General features: G+C 36.9%; 21 protein-coding genes and 1 tRNA gene. 6 read left to right on the forward strand and 16 right to left on the reverse strand.

All coding sequences use genetic code 11. From position 1 onward, the window contains the following. Nucleotides 1–151: 151 nt before the first annotated feature. Nucleotides 152–1,279: a response regulator gene (locus FM071_RS03580; protein ID WP_193111647.1), complete on the reverse strand. Its 1,128-nt coding sequence runs from the start codon at nucleotides 1,277–1,279 to the stop codon at nucleotides 152–154. A gap of 103 nt (nucleotides 1,280–1,382) precedes the next feature. Here FM071_RS03580 and rsmH point away from each other — a divergent pair, with 103 nt between their 5' ends. The 4 genes from rsmH to FM071_RS03600 all read left to right on the forward strand — a co-directional run bounded on the left by rsmH (nucleotide 1,383) and on the right by FM071_RS03600 (nucleotide 5,846). Further along, nucleotides 1,383–2,312: a 16S rRNA (cytosine(1402)-N(4))-methyltransferase RsmH gene (gene rsmH, locus FM071_RS03585; protein WP_193111648.1), complete on the forward strand. Its 930-nt coding sequence runs from the start codon at nucleotides 1,383–1,385 to the stop codon at nucleotides 2,310–2,312. A 3-nt stretch (nucleotides 2,313–2,315) separates the two neighbouring features. Beyond that, complete coding sequence (locus FM071_RS03590) at nucleotides 2,316–2,594, forward strand: hypothetical protein (RefSeq protein WP_193111649.1); 279 nt, start codon at nucleotides 2,316–2,318, stop codon at nucleotides 2,592–2,594. A 9-nt stretch (nucleotides 2,595–2,603) separates the two neighbouring features. Further along, nucleotides 2,604–5,720 (forward strand): efflux RND transporter permease subunit, encoded by a 3,117-nt coding sequence (locus tag FM071_RS03595; protein WP_193111650.1) that lies wholly within the window; start codon nucleotides 2,604–2,606, stop codon nucleotides 5,718–5,720. 49 nt (nucleotides 5,721–5,769) lie between these two features. Continuing rightward, nucleotides 5,770–5,846 (forward strand) — tRNA-Ile (locus FM071_RS03600). Nucleotides 5,847–5,851: 5 nt separating this feature from the next. Here the strand turns inward: FM071_RS03600 and FM071_RS03605 are convergent. Genes FM071_RS03605 through FM071_RS03630 form a run of 6 tightly spaced genes read right to left on the reverse strand, consistent with a single transcriptional unit; the run spans nucleotide 5,852 to nucleotide 10,436 of the window. Beyond that, complete coding sequence (locus tag FM071_RS03605; RefSeq protein WP_193111651.1) at nucleotides 5,852–6,526, reverse strand: HesA/MoeB/ThiF family protein; 675 nt, start codon at nucleotides 6,524–6,526, stop codon at nucleotides 5,852–5,854. Between the two features lie 42 nt (nucleotides 6,527–6,568). Beyond that, nucleotides 6,569–7,363 (reverse strand): carbon-nitrogen hydrolase family protein, encoded by a 795-nt coding sequence (locus tag FM071_RS03610; RefSeq protein ID WP_193111652.1) that lies wholly within the window; start codon nucleotides 7,361–7,363, stop codon nucleotides 6,569–6,571. 1 nt (nucleotide 7,364) lies between these two features. Next, nucleotides 7,365–7,550, reverse strand: coding sequence for an exodeoxyribonuclease VII small subunit (xseB, locus tag FM071_RS03615; RefSeq protein ID WP_193111653.1), 186 nt, complete (start codon nucleotides 7,548–7,550; stop codon nucleotides 7,365–7,367). Then, nucleotides 7,543–8,649, reverse strand: coding sequence for a homoserine O-acetyltransferase MetX (gene metX, locus FM071_RS03620; RefSeq protein WP_193111654.1), 1,107 nt, complete (start codon nucleotides 8,647–8,649; stop codon nucleotides 7,543–7,545). The genes xseB and metX overlap by 8 nt, the downstream gene beginning before the upstream one ends. A 51-nt stretch (nucleotides 8,650–8,700) precedes the next feature. Continuing rightward, the gene (locus FM071_RS03625; RefSeq protein WP_193111655.1) at nucleotides 8,701–9,966 is read right to left on the reverse strand and encodes an O-acetylhomoserine aminocarboxypropyltransferase/cysteine synthase family protein; all 1,266 of its coding nucleotides are present in this window, start codon (nucleotides 9,964–9,966) and stop codon (nucleotides 8,701–8,703) included. A gap of 5 nt (nucleotides 9,967–9,971) precedes the next feature. Further along, nucleotides 9,972–10,436, reverse strand: coding sequence for a hypothetical protein (locus FM071_RS03630; protein WP_193111656.1), 465 nt, complete (start codon nucleotides 10,434–10,436; stop codon nucleotides 9,972–9,974). Nucleotides 10,437–10,514: 78 nt separating this feature from the next. Here FM071_RS03630 and FM071_RS03635 point away from each other — a divergent pair, with 78 nt between their 5' ends. Continuing rightward, entirely contained in the window at nucleotides 10,515–11,225 is a 711-nt protein-coding gene (locus tag FM071_RS03635) for a YebC/PmpR family DNA-binding transcriptional regulator (protein ID WP_193111657.1), read from the forward strand. A gap of 6 nt (nucleotides 11,226–11,231) precedes the next feature. Continuing rightward, a complete protein-coding gene (locus tag FM071_RS03640; protein WP_193111658.1) occupies nucleotides 11,232–11,804 on the forward strand; it encodes an IMPACT family protein in 573 nt (190 codons plus the stop codon). A gap of 120 nt (nucleotides 11,805–11,924) precedes the next feature. Here the strand turns inward: FM071_RS03640 and FM071_RS03645 are convergent, their stop codons facing one another. From FM071_RS03645 to FM071_RS03685, 9 genes are read right to left on the reverse strand one after another with little or no spacing between them, the layout of a single operon-like run. Beyond that, nucleotides 11,925–13,172, reverse strand: coding sequence for a type II secretion system F family protein (locus tag FM071_RS03645; protein ID WP_193111659.1), 1,248 nt, complete (start codon nucleotides 13,170–13,172; stop codon nucleotides 11,925–11,927). Continuing rightward, nucleotides 13,169–14,905, reverse strand: coding sequence for a GspE/PulE family protein (locus FM071_RS03650; RefSeq protein ID WP_193111660.1), 1,737 nt, complete (start codon nucleotides 14,903–14,905; stop codon nucleotides 13,169–13,171). The genes FM071_RS03645 and FM071_RS03650 overlap by 4 nt, the downstream gene beginning before the upstream one ends. Before the next feature lie 9 nt (nucleotides 14,906–14,914). Further along, nucleotides 14,915–15,457: a hypothetical protein gene (locus FM071_RS03655; RefSeq protein ID WP_193111661.1), complete on the reverse strand. Its 543-nt coding sequence runs from the start codon at nucleotides 15,455–15,457 to the stop codon at nucleotides 14,915–14,917. Continuing rightward, a complete protein-coding gene (locus FM071_RS03660) occupies nucleotides 15,454–16,332 on the reverse strand; it encodes a tetratricopeptide repeat protein (protein ID WP_193111662.1) in 879 nt (292 codons plus the stop codon). The genes FM071_RS03655 and FM071_RS03660 overlap by 4 nt, the downstream gene beginning before the upstream one ends. Further along, complete coding sequence (locus FM071_RS03665) at nucleotides 16,325–17,134, reverse strand: ATP-binding protein (RefSeq protein WP_193111663.1); 810 nt, start codon at nucleotides 17,132–17,134, stop codon at nucleotides 16,325–16,327. The genes FM071_RS03660 and FM071_RS03665 overlap by 8 nt, the downstream gene beginning before the upstream one ends. A gap of 11 nt (nucleotides 17,135–17,145) precedes the next feature. After that, nucleotides 17,146–18,780, reverse strand: a complete 1,635-nt coding sequence (mshL, locus tag FM071_RS03670) for a pilus (MSHA type) biogenesis protein MshL (protein WP_193111664.1) — start codon at nucleotides 18,778–18,780, stop codon at nucleotides 17,146–17,148. A gap of 9 nt (nucleotides 18,781–18,789) precedes the next feature. Beyond that, the gene (locus tag FM071_RS03675) at nucleotides 18,790–19,233 is read right to left on the reverse strand and encodes a hypothetical protein (protein WP_193111665.1); all 444 of its coding nucleotides are present in this window, start codon (nucleotides 19,231–19,233) and stop codon (nucleotides 18,790–18,792) included. Next, on the reverse strand, nucleotides 19,233–19,865 hold the full coding sequence (locus FM071_RS03680; RefSeq protein WP_193111666.1) for a type 4a pilus biogenesis protein PilO: 633 nt from the start codon (nucleotides 19,863–19,865) through the stop codon (nucleotides 19,233–19,235). Before FM071_RS03680 ends, FM071_RS03675 begins: the two co-directional genes overlap by 1 nt. Then, a complete protein-coding gene (locus FM071_RS03685) occupies nucleotides 19,862–21,403 on the reverse strand; it encodes a hypothetical protein (protein ID WP_193111667.1) in 1,542 nt (513 codons plus the stop codon). The genes FM071_RS03680 and FM071_RS03685 overlap by 4 nt, the downstream gene beginning before the upstream one ends.

Below are 21,403 nucleotides of genomic sequence, written 5' to 3' on the forward strand. Positions count from 1 at the left end.
AGATTAAATTAGCTTGATTTAGGTCAATAATTACATATAAATTATAATTTTTTGATAAATTTTATTTTAAGTGTTACTTTATAGACGTTGATATATTGAGTTTTAGTGTCAAATAATTTGAAGAGTGAGTAGAAAAAAAGCTAGAGGAGTTCTAGCTTTGTGAATGAAGGTATTTTTTAATCTCTTTGATGAGTGCTTCAAGTTTTTCTTTAAATGTAAAAAGAAGTCTTGATTTGTGATTGTCATCCTCACGCAGAGATGTTTTGAGCTGGACTGCTATTTTGTTGAGATTTTGAGCACCGATGTTTGCCGAGACGCCTATAATATCAAGTAATAGTTTATCTGCATTGTCGATGTTGTTGTGTTTAATAAACCTGTCAATAACTTCATGGGCATTTTCATAACTTTTTATGAACTCTTCGAGTATTTCATGATAAAATTCACTGTCATCTCCTGAAATTTCCAGACCTTCTTCAACATCGAGTTCACTATAGTTGTCATCTGTCTGTGAAGTATTTTCATCAGGTGTATAGGCATAGAGTACATCGTAAAGTGCATCCATTTTAAGTGGTTTTTCAAGATGCTCTGTCATACCGGCTTCTGTCATTTTTCTGATATCATCAGCTGCTGTGTCACCGCTGAGTGCTACAACAACTATATGATCGTATTTTGGATTTTCTCTGATTTTACGCGTTGCTTCGAAACCATCCATACGCGGCATATGGGCATCCATGAGAACCATTATGAAATTATCATCTTTTTCTAAAATTTCCAAAGCATCAACACCGTCATTTGCCACTACAATTTCAATGCCGCTTTCTGCTAGAAGACCCTGGATGACTTTTTGATTGATAATGTTGTCTTCTGCTAGTAAGAGGCGCTGTCCCGAAAATTCTTTAAAGTCTTCTTTTACTATTTTTGCATGTGGCGGTACATCTCGTTTGTGTATCTTTTTTTCTTGGGGAGCTTTTTTGTCAGCTGTTGTGCTTTCTACGATTCCGAAATCACCTTCCTCTTTGCCGTCAAGCATTTCGATAGATTCTTCATCACTTGCTGTTTCTTGTTCTGCCTGATTTACAGTCTGTGCATCTTCTGTATTTTCAACTGCTTCTTCGTGTTCGAAAAGAGTTTCATCAGTAACTGCAATAGTCTGATCTTCAGCCTCTTCAGCAGCTTCATTGTCCTCATTTTTGCGTTTTATTTTTATATATATCAGTATGACAACTAAAATGGCGACTAAAGCTAAAAGTTCGTTTTGATAGGCAGCTAAAAGGTCCATAATCCCTCTTTTTTTAAAATATTGCTCAATCATACAGTATAAAAAATTAAACCTAAATCAAATTTGCTGTATAATCACTTTAAATTTTATTTTAGGGTGACATTTGCAAAATATTCCACATATTCCAGTCTTGTACAGAGAGGTCGTGTCAGCTTTTGAAAATATAGAAGATGGAATTATTATTGACTGTACTATGGGATATGGCGGTCACTCCTCAATGATTCTCGATGCAAATCCAAATATCAAGCTTATAGCTATAGATCAAGACCAGACAGCTATAGACTTCTCACGCAAAAGACTTGAAAAGTACGGTGATAGAGTTGAGATACGAAAAGGGCGTTTTTCTCAGGTTATTCAAGATATTCTGCGTGAGATAGATCCAAGAGATATCAAAGGCCTGCTTGCAGATATAGGAGTATCGTCACTGCAGCTCGATCAAAAAGATCGTGGATTTTCCTATGAGAGTGAGAATCTTGATATGCGTATGGATAAAGATGCACCACTCTCGGCGTCCAATGTCGTCAATGAATATTCACAAAACGAGCTAGAAAAGATACTGCTGGAATATGGAGAGCTGCGTAACTATAAAAAAATTGCCTCAGAAATAGTGAAAAACCGTCCTTTTACTTCAGCTAAAGAGCTGAGCGACAGACTCAAATCTTTTATGCCAAGAGGTAAAAAGATTCATCCTGCGACACTTTTAATGCAGGCAATACGCATAGAGGTAAATAATGAACTCGGTGAGCTGAAGTCACTGCTTGAAAGCATTGAAAATGCGAGACTGCCTCATGCAAAGATAGCTGTTATCTCATTCCATTCGTTAGAAGACAGAATAGTGAAAAAGATCTTTTCAAAGTGGTCAAAATCCTGCATATGCCCGCCTGAAGCAATACGCTGCAGTTGTGGAAACGATCACCAGCTTGGTCACATTCTTACGAAAAAACCGATTATGGCAAAGGATGATGAGCTCAGAGAAAATGCCAGAAGTAGAAGTGCAAAGATGCGGATATTTCAGATGGATATCGAGGAGTAGGGCGTGAGCGACAAGCATGAGCTTTTAGATGAAGTCGACGGACTTATAACACACAAAAGACGACTGGATTTCAACTATTTTTTATATATGATATTGACACTGCTTTTTATCGCAATGTTCGCTTTTCCAAAGATATATATAACACAGCAGATCTACTTTAAAAGCAGAGAGATAGCAAAACTAAAAGTGGAGTATGAAACGCTTAAAGAAGAAAATAAACTGATTTCTGCTTCCGTTGAGTCCATCAAGTTTAAAAATCAAATCCTCGACACAATGTTTTAAGGAAAAAAATTGATTCGTAAATTTATAGAGTTTGCTATAGAAAAGCCACTACTCAATCATATTTTGTTGATCTTTATCTTTATGCTTTCCATTTTTGCCTATATTAATATTCCAAAAGAGATCTTCCCTCCGATGAATATGGACAAGATCACTATTAAAGGCGGCTATGCAGGGACATCGGCTGATATTTTGGATAAGATGGTTGTACAGAGCATCGAGGATGATCTGCAAAATATCGATGAACTTGACACAATCAAAAGCAGTATTAAAAACGGCTCTTTTCTTATTTCTGCAGAGATAAAACCAGGTTCTGATAATATCTTGGTCTTAAATGATGTCAAAGATGTTGTCAGCGGTGTCAAAAAAGATCTGCCTGCAGATATGAATGAGCCTGTCGCTAAAATTAAAACACACGCTTTTCCTCTTGTACTTATTGCACTTTCAGGCGATGTATCCAAAGAAGAACTGCTTGAGCGTGCAGACGAACTTAAAAGTGAACTCTCTAAATTTAAAGATCTCAGTGATATTACCATTCGCGGTGATGCTGATGAAGAACTGGATATCTCTTTAAACTATCCCAAGATAAAAGCGTATGGCCTGAACTCTTCACAGGTAGTATCTGCCATCAGTAACATCAGCTCTATTTTTCCTATTGGGACGATTAAACAAAAAGCACATCATCTTTATATCTCTACGAACAACGGTGAAAAAAGTAGAGAAAAAATTGCCGATACCATCATCCATGTCGGTAGTGTAAAACTTCGTATCGGAGATATTGCCGATGTGGCATTTAAACTTAGTGATTCGGCAGAACTTTCTCATTACAATGGTATCAGAAATGTTTCCATCAATGTTACAAAAAGTAAAAACGGTAATGCAATAGCACTTGTAAAAGATATTCGTAAACTTTTAAAAGAGCAGAAGCTGAAACATCCTAAACTCAACTATAGTATCTACACAGATACTTCTGTCTGGATCAAGAATCGTCTGAATGTCGTCTTTTCAAATATTGTCTTTGGATTGATGCTTGTTTTTTTGGCAATGCTGATCTTTATCAATCGTGGTATCGCTTTTGTCGTGGCCTTAGGGATTCCAGTAAGCTTTATGATAGGGCTCATAGTAACGGAAATTTTGGGTGATAGTCTCAATATGCTCTCACTTTTGGGTGCGCTTATTGCACTGGGTATGCTGGTGGATGAAGCAATTGTTGTCGCTGAGAATATCTATAGACATCTTGAAGAGGGAATGGATAGAAAAGAGGCTGTTATCAACGGGGCAGCGGAAATGTTTCCGGCAGTCCTCACGGCAACATTGACAACTGTTTTTGCCTTTTTACCAATGCTTTTGATGACAGGGGAGATGGGGATGTTTATAAAAATCATCCCTATTATGATTACGGTTCTGCTTCTCTCTTCTCTTTTTGAAGCGTTTTATTTCTTGCCGCTGCATGCACATGACTTTTTGAAAGTCTCACGTGAGGGGAGTTTTACAAAAAGATTCTGGGATAAAATGTATGTGTGGTACTCCAAAGGACTGCATTTTTTCTTCAAACGTAAAGTTCTCTCTTTACTTTTTATAACGAGTGCCATACTCGCTTTGGAATTTGTAATGATAAAACATGCAAAATTTCAGCTCTTTCCTGATTTTGACAATACACAGGTATATGTTTATGGAAAGGTAAACATTAACAATGAACTCAAAGATACTGAAAAAGTGGTCACAAAACTTGAGAATATCATTCTCAAACATATCGACAAGAACAATGTCTCTTCGGTAACTTCAGTCATAGGTTTTAAAATGGATGCCAAGAACAGAGCTGAACTTGGTGAAAATATGTTTCATATCTTTATTGACCTGCATGAACGTGCACCTGAAAACTTTTTTGATAAATACATAAGTCCTCATCTTTCTATAGAGTATGATCCAAAAGTGCAGACAAGAACAAAAGATGCAAAAGAGATAGCAGAGGAGATTAAAAAATCACTTGCAGGCATACGTGAGGCGAAGGATGCGAAATCACAAAAGCTTTTTGAAGAATTGGTTGTTAAAGTACCTGGTGCAGGTGTGATTGCCCATGATGTTGAGATAGGTTTAAGTTCTAAAAATGATGAAAGTGTTGTTCCTTATCTTAAGCAGTTAGAGAAAAAACTCTCTTCAATACAAGGTGTTTTCAATATTTCTGATGATGCAACTCCTGGAGAAAAAGAGCTCAAACTCCGAGTCAATAGATACGGGCAGGAGTTGGGCTTTAACGAAGGAATCGTATCGAATGTACTTCGCGCCTATTATCTTAAAGGTGAATACGGTAAACTTTTTAACAAGTCAGGACTCATTAGAATCCGTTTGGAAAGTAAGCTTGACAGTGAGATCGATTCATTGAACAACCTTGAACTGCAGGTACCTTCATCTAAGCAGTATGTAAAACTCAAAGATATTTGTGATTTTAAATATAAACAGGGTTATGTAACGCTGAAAAAAGAGGACGGCAAGCGTGTTCGCAGTCTTTTTGCTTCTACAGATAAAAAGATCATAACATCTTCTGAACTTATGCAGCAGATAGAACCGCTGCTTAAAGAGTTCAAGAAAAAAGGCATGATCGTTGAGATAAAGGGTGAAGAGAAAGAGAACAATAAAAATAAAAAAGAGATGATGCAGTCTGCACTTATTGCAATATTTTTAATTTTTATTACTTTGGTATGGCTGTTTGATTCTATAAAGAAATCTTTAATTGTTATCAGTACAATACCGCTTGTATTACTTGGTGTTTTTGTAGGGCATTGGCTGATGGGACTTAACCTTACAATGCCGGGACTCATAGGAATAGTAGGACTGGCAGGAGTTGTCGTCAACGATGGACTGATCATGGTTGACTTTATCAAAAAAGCAAAAGATACGGAAGAGTTGATGCGACGGGCACAGACACGTCTGCGACCGATTCTTTTGACATCTTTGACAACGGTACTCGGATTGTTGACATTGATATTTTTTGCTTCAGGGCAGGCAAAGATTCTGCAGCCTATGGCAGTCTCTCTTGGTTACGGTATAGCATGGGCAACAGTGTTAAATCTACTCTATGTTCCACTGCTGTATGCTGTAGTCTATAAGATAAAAGTACCAAAAAATTAAAGCAACTTCTAAGCAAGGCCTCTGTATAATTTCGACCTACCAAAAAAGTGGGTTCTTAGCTCAGTTGGTTAGAGCCCTCCGCTCATAACGGAGTGGTCATGTGTTCGAGTCACATAGAACCCACCACTTTTTCAATCAGCCTTTGGCAATCCAAACTTTTGCGTGACTAATTCTCCTTCATCATTAAAAAACAGATAATAGAGCAGATCCTTTTTAACGCTTTGCTTTGCTAAAAATCGCAGTGCTAAATTTGCCTGCAGGGATGCTATATGCATAACGATAGGTGCGGCGATTCCAGCTGGTGTTTTTTTGATAATCTTGAATGAGTCAGAAAATGATGACTTATCAATGAAAGCAACCTGTCCGTGAAAGGCTTCTACACTGCCGTAGACCCATGGGAGATTTTTGGCTTTTGCATAAGCGTTTATCTCTGCGCGTGTAGGAAGATTGTCTGTCGCATCAAGAATAAGATCAACGTTAATGTCCAGCTTGCTCCACTCTTCAAAGTTCATCTCATGTGCGATTGCTTTGGCATAAGGGCAGCGCTCTTCTATGATATGGGCATTGATGAGGGCTTTATTCTTTCCTTCATCACCCATTTTAAAGGCAATCTGTCGATGAATATTATGAAGACTTACTTCATCGAAGTCCACCATGTGAATCTCTCCGATTCCCGTTGCACCAAGAGCAAAAGCGAGTGAGGAACCAAGTCCGCCTGAACCGATAATGGCAATTTTTTTATCTTGCAGGGAAGACTGTGTCTCTTCACCCCAAAGTTGAACCTGTCTATGGAAGTATTGCATCATGAAGAAGCCTTTATAAAAAATATTTATATCAAAATTTAGTGATTATAACACTCTTTTATTTATTGCTTCTTTAAATCCCCAGGTTCTGCGTGAGCTGATGACATCAGAGTGCTGCATATCGACTATCATCAACTCTTCTGTATTTCCTAAATGCGTGAGAAGTTCTCCATTTGGATCAACTAAGATGGAATCACCATAAAAACTCCATGTGTATTCATTGTCTTTATATTCCCCTATTCTATTTGCCCGAAGGATATAGCAGTTGTGTGTGAATGCCCGCGCGGAGATAAGTGCTTTCCATCGCTCATATGATTCAAAGGTAGAAACACTCGGCACTAATATGCAGTCAATGTTTTTACTGTCGAGTTTTTCAAAAATGGCATCAAAGTGAAGCTCAAATCCACTGATGACTGCGAATTTAAAGCCGTCTAGTTTAAAAACCAGGGGAGACTGCAGCGGTTTAATTTCATTTGCAAAGAACTTCTCTTCATTCCAATGGGCATAGTTGATGAGAATCTGCTGCTCATAGTAAGCGGTTGAAGCCGGAGAAAATTTAGCAATAGTCTTATAGACCTGCTTTTTTTTGACAATGACAAGTGGTGCTATAATTGTCATATTATAGGTAGATGAGAGCTCTTTGAGCATCTTGATTTGATGGGATGCCTGCTCTTTTATCATGCTTAGAGACATAGACTGCAGTTCTTTGAAAAACGGGTTGAGAATATACTCACCTAAAAGAAGAGCTTTTACACCTTTTTTACTGGCTATGCGAATGTAGTTGTAGAGTTTTGTGGAACTCATGCCTTGTGAGCTGAGTTGTAGGACGGCTGCACGCATATTAAGAAGCTTTTATCTCTTGGATTTTGATGACGGCATCTTCGAGCATTTTTTGTGCTTCGTTCAACTCTTTCATCCCCTGCTCATAAGCTTTGACACTATCTTCAAGTGTAATCTCCGGTTTCATGAGGGTTTCAAGTATCTTCTTTGCATTTTCGAGTTTTGTTTCAAATTGTTCTTTAGCCATCGAGTGTATCCTTCACATAAGATTCAAATTTTTCAAGTTCCACAAGAAAGGCATCATGTCCGTAGTCACTTTCTATGTCAATATAATCATAGTTGGTATTACCGATATTTTTAAACTCATCGGCAATCTCTAACATCTCGAAATTTTTAAAGAGTATATCATTTTTAAAACTAATAAGATGCATCTTTGCTGTGACACGTTTAAGCGCTTCACGCAGTGAATCAAAACCACGTGAGAGATCATAGATGTTGATCGCTTTTGTGATGTAAAGATAGGTAAGGGGATCAAACCATTTTGTAAAGTTATAGCCGTTATACTCGAGATATGACTCTACCTGAAATTTTCCGAAAAGTTCATACAGCCCGTCTGTCAGCTTATAATCTCTGCCAAATTTTTCACGCATGGATTCAGGTGATAAGAAACTGATATGACCGGCCATACGTCCAATTGCCATACCGGCCAATCCCTGTTCTTTAATGATTTCAGGGTCATAATAGCCCTGTTTGAAATCAGGATCTTTGAGTATTGCTTCTTGCGCTACCTTGTTAAAAGCGATCGCCCAAGGCTGTGTTGCATGTGTTGCGGCCATGGCTATGATCTTGTTTGCAAAGTTAGGGTAATGAATAGCAAATTGAAGTGCCTGCATACCGCCCATACTACCGCCGATGATTGCGTGAACCCTATGAATATCGAGTCTGTCAAAGAGTATTCGCTGTGCTTTTACCATATCTTTGATACTCACTACCGGAAACTTATAGCGATAGGGTTCTTGATGCGGATGTTGTGGTGACATTGGTCCGGTTGAACCAAAGCAGCTGCCTATTACATTGGAGCAGATTACAAAATATTTGTCTGTATCGATAGCTTTATTTGGACCGATGAGGCCATCCCACCAGCCGGATTTAGTTTCACCTTCGTAAGTTCCAGCAGCATGATGACTTCCTGTAAGTGCATGGCAGACAACGACTACATTACTTTTGTCCTCATTGAGCTCACCATATGTTTCATAGGTGATGTCATAAGGCTCTAATATACGTCCACTCTCAAGGTAGAGTGGATTGGTAAAATGTTCTGTGTATGTCTGCAGGTTCAGGCTCAAATTATACGCTCTTTTTAAAATATTGATGACATTTTAGCAAAAGTCTCTTAATTACGCGTCAAGTGCCTGTGCAATATCATCAATGAGATCTTTTGCACTCTCTAATCCGCATGAGATTCTAATGAGTCCTTCCGGTACACCACAGGCAATGAGCTCTTCATGAGAAAGCTGCTGGTGTGTAGTGGAAGCGGGATGCGTGATGATAGATTTTGAGTCTCCAATGTTGACAACCAAAGAGTAGAGTTTCGTTGCATTGACGATTTTTTCTGCTTCTTCAAGACTTGCTACTTCAAAACTGAGCAGTCCGCTACAAAGTCCGTCAGTAAAGTATTTTTGAGCATTTTTAAAATTTGCATTGCTTTGCAGACCTGGATAGTTGACTTTCTTGACTTTCGGATGGGATTCTAAAAACTCTGCTAGCATCAGTGCATTGCGTGAGTGCTCTTTCATACGAAGAGCTAAATGTTCCATACCCTGAATAAAGAGCCAGGAGTTAAATGGAGAAACGACAGCACCAAGGTCACGCAGGAGTGAAAGGCGTGCACGTAAAGTAAATGCAGGCAGTCCTGTTTGTGTATATACCAGACCATGATATGACGCATCTGGTTCATTAAAATGAGCGTAGAGAGGATTGTCTTTGAGCTTATCATTTAAACCTTTACGCTCAACTAAAATACCGCCGATGGCAAGACCCTGTCCTGTTGTGTATTTTGAAGCACTGTGTACAGTAATGTCCGCTCCCCATTCAAAAGGACGGCAGAGTACAGGTGTTGCAACTGTGTTATCAACAACTGTCAAAATATTGTGTGCATTGGCTATTTCTGTCAAGGCTTCAATATCTGCAACGTCAATGCTTGGATTTGTTAAAGATTCGAAAAAGATCACTTTTGTCTTTTCATCGATGAGCTGTTCAAGTTCAAGAGGGTTGTGCACATCGAAAAATCTTGCTTCAATGCCAAAACGTTTGAGTGTATGGGCAACTTGCGTGAGGCTACCGCCGTAGAGTTGTTTTGCACAGACAATGTTGTCACCGACTTCAGCTGCATTTGCAAAAGCGTAAAAGATGGCACTCATGCCTGATGATGTGGCAAGTGCGGCTTCGCCTCCTTCGAGTGTGGCAAATCTTTTTTCAAAGACATCAGTGGTCGGATTGTTCAGACGTGTGTAGATGTTGCCAAGCTCTTTGAGAGCAAATAGATTTGCCGCGTGTTCTACATCACGGAATTCGTAGGCTGTTGTCTGGTATATAGGTACGGCCATTGTTCCTTGAGAATCTTTTTCATAACCTGCATGAAGAGCGAGTGTTTGTAAATCCATAACTATTATTCCTTTATTGTTGGGTTTGTATCTTGAAGTGTTTCATCTTGGAGCTTCTGCAGAAATTCCAATATGTTTTTTTGATATGAAAGAGTATCTTCATCTTCACTGAGATCTAAAAAACTTTTCAGTGTTTCAATATCGATTTTTTTTGCATATCTCGGTACTATTTTTAACTCTTTTTGAATAGTGTTTATAAGCAGATCGAGATCAAGGCCATTGTGCTTTTTAACTTTATCGACAAGCTCTTTTGTCGTGAGTAACAATAGATTTGCCCGGTCTATGTCTTTTTCATAAATCTTGGATGCCAACTCTTTGACTAAAATGAAATTTTCGACTTTTGGTTTTTCATTTGCCGCAATAATGAGTGCAAAGATTTTAGCACGGAACTCTAAAGAACCGTGATGATGAACAAAGATTTCACGAAACGCACTAAAAAAATGGTGTTTGATCCTAAAAGAGAGCCTCATTTATATTCCTTATGCGTTATTATAATAGACTTCTTTTAAAAAGTGGTATAATTTCGAAAATATAATTGAGGAATTTTTATGGGTAGAGCCTTTGAATATAGAAAAGCATCAAAACTAAAACGATGGGGAGCGATGTCCAAGCTGTTCCCTAAACTTGGAAAAGTTATCACAATGGCGGCAAAAGAGGGCGGGATGGATCCTGACCTTAATCCAAAACTTCGAACGGCGATTTTAAATGCAAAAGCTGAGAATATGCCTAAGGACAATATCGATGCAGCGATAAAACGTGCTGCAGCAAAAGACAGTGCTGATATGAAAGAGGTGAACTTTGAAGGTAAAGCACCGCATGGTGTTCTTCTTTTCATCGAATGTGCAACAGATAACAATACACGTACCGTTGCCAATGTAAAGAGTATCTTAAACAAGAACGGCGGTGAGATGCTTACGAACGGTTCATTGGAATTTATGTTCTCACGCAAAGCAATCTTTGAATTTAATCTAAAAGATGATATGGATCTTGAAGAACTTGAACTTGAACTTATTGATGCCGGACTTGAAGAGATAGAAGAGGAAGAAGGTGTTGTCCTTGCAACAGCTGACTATACATCTTTTGGTACTATGACAGAAGCACTTGAAAATCTTGGTGTCGAGATCACAAAAGCGACATTGGAAAGAATTGCAAACACGCCGATAGAAATCAGTGAAGCAGACCATGCCGATGTCGATAAAATATTAGAACGTTTGGATGACGATGAGGATGTGCAAAAAGTCTATACAAACTTAGCATAAGCAGCAATGCTGACTTTAAAAGAGCATTTCACGACAACGCTCGAGGTGAAGCAATCAAAATTCATTGCTCACCTTATTCCATTTAACTTTTATGAAACTACGTTAAAAGCACTTAAACTCGAACATCCAAAAGCAAGACATTTTGTGACAGCCTACAGATACCTCAATGAATACAATCAGATAGTTGAACATTCAAGTGATGATGGTGAGCCGAAAGGAACATCAGGAAAGCCTTCTCTTATGGTATTGCAAGGCAAAGACTTGATAAATGTCGCCGTTGTAATCGTGCGCTATTTTGGAGGCACAAAACTGGGCACCGGTGGATTGGTCAGAGCTTACAGCGATGCCGTCAATCTTGCCATAGAGAGTGCAGAATTTGTAGAATATAAACAAGAGATAGTAAAAACGATAGAACTACCTTACAGTGATGTGCGTTTTATTGATTATGAATGTGAGGTATTTGAGATTACGGTAGAAGAAAAGTTGTTTGATACAAACGTTATATACAAAATAAAAGCATCGCAGGAAAATATGGATAATTTCTTAAAAAAAGTAAAACGAACAGTAAAAATTTTATGAGTTTAGATTAAAAAGGGGACTGGAATGTGAAGATTTTTAGCCAAGGTCAAGGCAGAATTTTGAGCTTACATAAAGTAAGCAACTAAATTCTAACGCCGGGATCGGCTAAAAAGACCACATTTACTGGCGGCCTTGGACGGCATTACCCATATCCCACATAGGCAAGAATATACCAAGTGCAAGCAGAATAACCATAGAAGCGATAATAAGAAGCATAATAGGCTCAATTGCTTCACTAAGACCATCAATAATAGCATCGAAGCGCATTTTATAGTACTCTGCAACTTTTTGAATCATAGTGTCAAGTGTACCACTGTCCTCTCCGGCACGCACCATTTGAAGAATCATATTCTCAAACAGCCCTGTCTCCTCAAGTCCTTTATTGAGTGCTCCACCTTTCTCAACTGTTAAAATAACAGACTGCAGTTTTCTTTTTAACGGCAGGTTGTCTATCATATCAATAGCCGTATCAAGAGCTTCTGCAATAGGAATACCGGCACGAATCAGCTCGGAAAAAACCAGAGTAAAACGACTGAGCGTCGAGAATTTGATAATGTTTTTGATCAAATACGTTCTTAGCAACAACTGATGCCATTTGTATCTGATATCTTCATAATTTGTAATCATATAGTTAAAGACAAAATAAAAAATGGCAATTCCGGCTAACAGATAAGGTCCGAAGTTATTAAAGAGATATTCAAGTTTTAGAAGGATGATTGTCGGTAATGGCAGTTGGGCATGAAGTTCTTCAAAAATTGCTTTAAACTGCGGAACAACATAAGAGATAAGGATTGTAAAAGCAATAGCCATAGCAATCATAACATTTCTCGGATAAGCCATGGCTTTTTTAAATTTAATGACATTGGCACGAATCTCTTCAAGCATATCTGCCAGAGAGTAGAGTGCTTCATCAAGATTACCTGTTTTTTCTCCAAGTTGGATCATGGCAATAACAAGGTTTCCAACCTCAAAGCGAAAGTTTTCCATTGCTGAAGAAAGTGAATGACCGGAGTTGATATCATCGGCCACTTTGGAAAAAACAGTTTCTAAAGCTTCATCTGTTGTGGCATTTGCAATCTCACTCAGTGAATCATGAATGGATATACCGGCATTTGTCATAACAGCAAGTTGTCTGATCGCGGCAATAAGTGCATCAGGCTTTATCTTTCTTTTTTTGATGTTTTTTAAAAGATCGTTTTTTATTCTCTTAAATTTGTCTTCCAGTGGTTCAGCAGCTTCTTCCACTTTAATGATAATACCGGATAGCTTTAGCTTAGCGTAACTATTGGCTTCTTTCTTGTCTTCAGCATATAAGCCGATCTTTTCTTTTTTACCTTTGGTTAATACCGTTACTAGAAAATACTTCATCCTTTTGCCACCTTTAATACTTCTTCAATACTTGTAATACCGTCAATAGCCTTTTGGAGACCATTTTGAAAGATTGGGATAAATCCTTCTTCTTTCGCTTTTTCAAGTAATGCTTCTTTTGATGCGCCTTTGGCAATGAGCGTCGAGAGGTCTTCTGAAATATTTAAAACTTCACAAATCATCTCTCGTCCCATATAGCCGGTTCCACCGCACTCTTTACAGCCTTTGCCTTTATAAAAAGTTGTTCCTTCGGGAACTACTCCTTCTATCTCTTCTAATACCGAGGCAGAGAGTTCATCTTCAGCTTTACAGTGTACACATATTTTCCGTACAAGTCTTTGTGCCTGAATGGCGACAAGAGCTCCACTGATGAGATAGTGTTCTATTCCCATATCAGCCATACGTGGAATAGCTGATATGGAATCATTCGTATGCAGGGTTGATATAACCAAGTGACCAGTCAAAGCTGCTTTAATGGCAATCTCCAAAGTTTCCTGATCGCGAATTTCACCGATCATAATTTTATCGGGATCCTGACGCAGAATGGAGCGAAGTGCATCGGCAAAAGAGAGACCGACCTTTGCATTAACCTGTACCTGTTGAATCAGGTTCATTCTATACTCAACCGGATCTTCAACCGTAATGACTTTGTCCTCTACATTTCTCAACTCATTCAGTGCACCATAGAGTGTTGTTGTTTTACCGGAACCTGTAGGACCAGTGACAAGGATAATACCGTATGGTGCGGCAAGCCCTTTTAAGAATTTATGATAACTGACACTGTCCATACCTGCATCTTCAAGTTTAACAAGTGCTTTTTGTTTATCAAGCACACGCATAACAATAGATTCACCGTATAAAATCGGTAAAGTAGAGATACGAAAATCATATTCACGGGCACCGACAGCTGTAGAAAAACGCCCATCTTGCGGTTTTCTTTTTTCAGCAATGTCCAGATTTGACAAAAGTTTCAGTCTTGATGCCAAAGGTGGATAAATATCCTTTTCAAAGATAAACATCTCTGTCAGTTTCCCATCCACACGACCACGGACAACACAGTTCTTCTCTGTCGGCTCAATATGTATATCGCTAGAGCGACCGTTGATACAGGTCTTTAAGACTACGTCAATGAGAAGGAGAATTGATGAAGCTTCTTGTTGCTCTTCAAGTGTTGAAATTGAATTTAACTCTTCACGAATTTTACGTACTAAATCTTTTACGCTGTCTTTTAAGCTGATCTTATAAAGATAATTCTCTATCTGTTTTTTTGTTGCCAGTGCAATTTTGAGTATTTTTCTTGGAAAAAGTCTTTGTATGGCTTCCTGGGCATCGATATCTAGCGGGTCATTAAAAGCAACAGTGACACTCATATCATCCTGAGAGATTGGAATGGCATTATGTTTTTGAAACTGTGCAAAAGGAACATTTGCTGTAAGGTTGTAGTCCATGTCAATCGAATCAAGGTCGACGAACATTAGATCAAGTTCTTCTGCCAATTTTTGCAGTACTGCACTCTCTGGTATATAGTCATAATCATCAATAATAGAAAGATTATATACACCTTCACGTATCTGTTTGACAATATAGCGTATAAGCCTGTCCATTGTCATAAATCCAGAGAGTGTAATATCTCGCAAAATAAGATTCTCACTGATGCCTTTTGCAAGGAGCCTGTCTACTTGGCCTTTCATGATTGAACCGTTGGCAAGTAAGTCTGTTGTTATTCTATCCACGTCTTTTCCTTACCAATAGATGTGTCGTTTTATAAGCATTGTATCATAAAACTCCTCAATCACCATTTTAGTGATCTTATAATCTTTTGCAAGATAGAGTTTATATGTCAATTTTTTATCTTTTGGATCTTCAAAAAGGTAAAATGTCCGCTTTTCATGCTTGCCCAGTTTTGTATAAAGATCAAAAACTTTTGAAAGGATATAGCTGGTTGTCGGCAGTTTGAGTTCTGAAAGTTCATAGCCATCAAGTAAAGAGTGATATAAAAGTTTCTTTTGCATTAAAATTACAGAAAAATATGCAGAATTTGCACGTGCTTCTTGAGAAAATTTCAACATTGCTGTTGGAATGGCAAGTCTGTCAATATAGTCTGAATTAAGACAAGCAAAAGCATAGAGTGAAACAAACTCTTCATCACTTTTATATCTGTTAAAATTATCAAATCCCAAACTGCAGACTTTATCATATTTTTTATTTTGATAAAGACCGAACATCTCTTGTTTGACATCGGCATACAAGTTTACAATTAAAAATATTAGTATTAAAAATCTCATCTGAATTTCCCGGATTCTATGTCGTTAAGTAATATTTTTGCATTACCTGAATGCGAATAATTTATATACTCACGCAATGTTTTTACAGCCATGTCTCTTTTTCCTAATTTTGCAAGTGATTTTGCAAAAATAAGCCAGCTCTCCTCAATGTCATTATTGATACCATTGGTAATAAGTGCATAATTATATGCTTGTTCATAGTTACCTATTTCATAATATTTTTTTGCTACAAAAAGACTTAACGCCGGATTGTTATTCTTTTTGAATCGTGTTATTATCTCTTTAATGTCATTTTGTGATTCACGTCTTTTTATAGTAAGAAGCTGTTTTTTTGCAGGTTCTTGTTGAACGGGCTGTTGTATGTTTCTTGTTTTTTTATTGCCTTCAAGATTCATATACTCTTCTTCAACAGTACTTTGTTGTTTCGCAATTTTATTTCTTTTTATTTTTTCTTTTTTGACAGTTTTTGTTTCATTGAGAGTCTTGTAATAAGGTTGTTGCTCTTCACTCTGAATGTGTTTCATAAAATGCATTGAAGGTTCAAGGATAAGCTTCTGTTCTTTATCTGTGTTAATTGTTTTAGCTTTGGCAATTGTCTCAAGTTTTATATTGGTTTGGTTTGTATTTTGCTGAGTGATATTAGTCTCTTGTATAGAATTTTTGCTGTCTATAGTAGGTGTCGCCAGTGTTACAGGCTTTTTAAGAGTTTTGTCCAAAGTAACTTGTTTATGTTCTTTTTTTTGTGGTGTAGAAGTTGTTATTATAGCTGTAACAAGAATAATCACTATAAGACTTACAGCAATAACTGTATGTGGAATATAGGATTTAATCTTATAATGCAGCCAACGTTTTTCCAACTCTCGTATATTAAGCATCTATTAATCCCGTATGTATAGCTGCCATCTCTATAAGCTTAGCTGATATTTGATTTGTATTGATAGCATATATCTGATTGTTTTTTTCATAAGCTGTATAAATTTCAAAAAGTCCATAGAGTAATTTATTTGTATCTCTATAATTACCGTGGGTAAATTTATATATTTTATTAACTACCTTTGAATTAAACATACTTGCAGTATCAAAACAGTTTGCTTTCATCAGTTTTTTTTGAATATAAATTTTCAGTTCTGCATTTGAAGAGTTCTCAAGTTCAATCGTCTCCCAAATTCTTGTCTGAAAGTGCTCTTTTGCTATAAGGTCTTCTTTTTCTGTTTTATGCAGTGCTATAACGAACTTGATAGTTCTAGTATCAGAAAGGAGTCTAATCTTCTCCATCAGCTCTTCGGAGTAGAGTTGCGCTTCATCGAGTAAAACTACAGGCACCTGATCAAAGTTTTTTTCTTTCACGATTTTCATAAACTGGGTAAAGTTTAATTCACCGCCAAATTTTGTTTCAAAAATATCTTGGGCAAGTCGTTTATAAAATTCACTCTCGTCCAAAATAGGCGTTTCATAAAGAAAGACATTTTGCGTGGATTCGAGATCCAAAGAGAGCTTTGTAAGGAACATACTTTTCCCAGTCCCCGGTTTTCCATAAAGAAGTATCATTTTTAAAGGCTTCTTTATAGAATCTTTCAATGATTGATAAATGGTAGAAACACGGTCTAGTTGAACATAATCTTTAGGATTGACAGTATCTAAGAAAACATTTTTAGAATTTACAAAGATACTGTCCATATACTATTTCCCTATTTGTCATCAGCTGATGTGTTTTCATCTGCATTTTGTGTTTTTTTTACACCTTTGGAAGCAGATTCGAGTTCAAGCAGATCATTACTTAAGCCTTCATATCCTAAGTCAGATAGAGAAACACTGTTCTTAGACTTGTGAATGATATGTGGTTCTATGATGATGACTAACTCTTGTGTTGATTTTACTTTTTCTTCATATTTGAAGAGATAGCTAAGAATCGGAATATCACCTAAAATAGGAACTTTATTGGATTTATTTGTATTTTTTGTATTGATGAGCCCACCGAGAATAATTCTGTTTCCATCTTTAACTGTTACAACAGATGAAAGCTGACGACGTGTAAGGTCAGGCGGCATATCTCGACCTGAGTTATCTGTCCCTGCCAAGTTTGTCGTAGTCTCTGAGAGAGATGGATTGATTTTAAGTGTAATCGTTTTATCATCAGAAATTTCCGGTGTGATTGTTAGCAGAACACCTGCAAAAACTGATTGTACTGCTTCATCTTGGGTTGTCGCAGCAACACCACCGCCAGTTCCCTGCTGATTTGTTGATGATTTTATCTTATAAAAATACTCAGTACCGGCTGTGATAAGTGCCGGTTGGTTGTTCAGTGTCAGTACTTTCGGATTTGAGAGTGCATTGACATCTCCCTGTGTTTTTAAAAACTTGATAACTTCATTGAGTGAACCACCACCCTGAATGGTTGCAATTTTTGCTATACCTGCTGCACCGGGTATAGTGGCCTTTGTTATTTGTGGATTGAGTGGATCTGTTGTATCAAATTCACTGACATTTCTTAGTTTTAAAGTGTTAATACCGAATTTGACATTTTGAAGTGCATAAAGCTGTTTCCAGTCAATACCGGTAGTTTTTCCTTCATTCATCGTGACCGCTAAAAGCTGTACATCTATGAGAACTTGAAGTTGCACTTTATCCTGTAGTTTTTTAAGATATTTGTCAAATCTTTTTAGCTGTTGCTCTGTTGCTGTTACAGTAATGAGTCCCGCATTTTTATTTATTAAAGGTTCAGGAGCTACATATTTGTCTGTCGGACGGTTAAGAACGCTTTGAAATTCTGATTCAAGCTGTTCCCAGAATTTTACTTCATCAGTGCTTTCTATTTTTATTCCTGTATCTGCAGTAGCATTAGTACCATTGCCGGCAGCACCACCTGTTGTGCCACCTGCTGTAGCACCTGCTGCTGCGCCATTTTGCTGACCGCCATTATTAGATGAACTGAGTGTTACATCGGTGCTGCCTGTACTTTTTCTTTGTGAAAGTATATAGTCAATATTAAATACTTTTGTTTCCAAATAAGAGATTTTAAGTAGGTTGTTCTCCAATGTATAGGAGAGGTTGTTCTCCGTTAAAATAATATTGAGAACTTCATCAATCGTCAAGTTCTTCAAGTTTGTTTTGTTGAGTTTTGTCTGCAGAAATTTTTCTGCATAGGGATCTGTAATGATGATGCTGAATCCACACTCATCACTCAATTGATCGATAAAGTCAAGAATTTTTGTATTCTTTGCCGATGAGATACTGAAAAGCTCATAGGTACAGTCTGCAAAACTGCTTGTCGATACCATGGTTGTTAAGATAGCTGCACATAGCGATGTTTTAATAAATTTCATTTTTCATTCCTACTTATTATTGAATTTAAGATTTTTACTTTTACTCACAGTGGAGAGAAGTATCTGTTTTTTACCTTGAGTCAATAGTACAGACTGAAGATTGACTTTTTCAAGTTTATATCCATAAACTTTTTCACCCTCTTTGTACCATCTTCCATTGATAAGCGCAGTTTTATTTAAAATGGCTTCGAGTTGAAGTTTGGAAGAGTATGTTTGAACTTTCCTTTTTCCAGAAGACGATTTTGAATATCTTCTGTATGGAGATCGAACTCTTTTTTTTGCTTTTTTAGCATGTAAAAAAATAAAAGGGTCTTTCAGTTTCGAAATATCTTTTATTGATATTCCTTTCCTTGGCGGTTTAATTGCTTCTATCTGTTCATCTACCCATGCGAGCTCACCGGCAACTAAATGTGTAGATACGAGCAGTAGTAAGGCTATAGTTAACTTTTTCATTAGTATTTAATCCCCCATACTGAGATTTTAAACTTTGATGTTAAATCATCTTCTGCCTTGATATCAAAGTCGTGGATATCCACAACCAGATCACTTTGTTCAAGTGAGTTGATGAATTTTATAGTATTTTTGAAATTACCTTCAGCATCGACGGTAATATCGAGAATATGTCCAAATGAACTGCCGACTTTTGAATACTTATTCGTTAAGTTGTTGATTTTAACATGATATTTTTGAGCATTCGTCGTAATAGAATCAAGGTATTCACCCCATGCTCTTTCATCATAAATAAGAGAAGAGATAGTTTCAATTCTGCTTTTAATATACGCATTATTCTTCTTGTGCATAGCTATTTCATTGTTGATTTTCTTAATTTCTCTTTCAAGCTGTGTGATCTTTGCCTCCGGATTTCTCTGTAGATATTGCTTATCACTGGCAATCTGCTTTTCAAGACGCATAACATTTGCACGAGTACGCTCAAAACTTTCAAAAGAGCTGTCCCAGAAAAAGAGATATGCAAAAGCGAAGATACCGGCAACTATCATGCCGTATGTCATATAAATCTCTTTTTGTTCTTTGCCCTTAAAAAAGTTGTCTATCTTATGTAAGTAATCTTCTATATTTATTTTCATAATAATTTCACCTTCAACTCACTCTGGTAAATTTTTAATTTATCATTGAATTTAATCTCTTCTAAATCAAAATCATATTTACCTTCATTTGTCTTTGTAAGATACTCTACGAGTTTTGTAATCTCTCTGTCTTTTGGTGAAACAAGATTGAGTGTCAATACTTTTCCACTTTTTTTATCTTCTGCATAGAGAATTGATTCGACATTGACTTTAAACTTATTGATATCTTTTGTAAAAGCAGCGACTAATTTTGCTTTCATTGGATAATCTACTTTTACTTCATGAATCTTGATAAGCGTGTTTTTCTTTTCATTATACTCTTTTTTCTCTTGAGCGAGCAGTGTCAAAGCTTTTTCTTTGTCTGCCAATCTGTTTTTTATAGTAGCTTCTCTTGTTATTTTTATGTTGTGAACTTCTTTGTAGTTTTGTTTTAACAGATCTTCTTGAAGTTCTTGAGCATAAGTTAAAATCCAATATGTGATTGGATAGGCAAAAGCAAGGGCAAATGCTGCCGCTGTTAAAATAATGAGCTTACCGCTCTCTCTGCGAATAAATCTTGGAGGACGTCTGTATGCTGTAAAGTTACATTCATATCTCTCTACAGGCGGTACGAGTGTGTAGAGCTGCATAAGTGCATGCATCTGATCAAGATAGACATCTTCACTTGTCTCAAAACCGTAGTCAAAATCAAATTCACTGGCATGAATATTGAGTTCGACTTCAAGCATTTCATGAAGTTTTGTCTCTGTTTGAACCTGTGTACCTATATATACATGTTCAAATTTGTCGATTTCAAAAGCTCTTTTTGCATACGTTAAAATATCATTGATATTTGCAATGAGCTCTTTATAGAGTCTGATAAGGTACTCTTTGTATTCACTGTCACTCTCTTTGAGGTTAACTGTCGTAAAGAAATCCATAAAATCATCATAGGTGATGCGTTCACCATAGAGTTCACAAAATCGTTCATGTATATCAACAAATGAATACTTGATTGATTTTGTATAGATGAACTCTTTATTACCATAGATTGTCAAAGATGCATCGTTTTCCTGAAAATATATAAAACAGTGTACACCGCTACTATCGAGTATCTCTTTGGAGTAAAGAGATTTTACAAGAAGCGGAGCAGGAACGATGACATCGATATACTTTACTTTCTCAACAACTTTTTCAAATGTTGTCGTTAGATCAAGCGGATCAACGATAAATACATGGAAGTGTCTGTTGTCTTCGTCTAAACTATTGAAAGTTTCTATATACTGAATTTGGTATTCGACCGCTTGATCGAGTGCCAGTTCATCATAGGCTTTGTTATTAATAGCATCAAAAAGGTCTTCATCCGGAATGTTTTTACTAATTTCAATCTGTGCAGTAATGAACTCTTTCGTATTTAAATACGAAATAACAAATTGATCTTTTGAAAATTCTGGAGTTTTTGATTCAGTAATAAAACTAGATACACTGTTGAAGTAAGTATCTTTGTATGGATTAACAGATAGTACACTTGAAAAAGAGTGTTGTGCTGACGTACTCAT

Origin of the sequence: Sulfurimonas paralvinellae, from assembly GCF_014905135.1 — a bacterium.
GTDB lineage: Bacteria > Campylobacterota > Campylobacteria > Campylobacterales > Sulfurimonadaceae > Sulfurimonas > Sulfurimonas paralvinellae.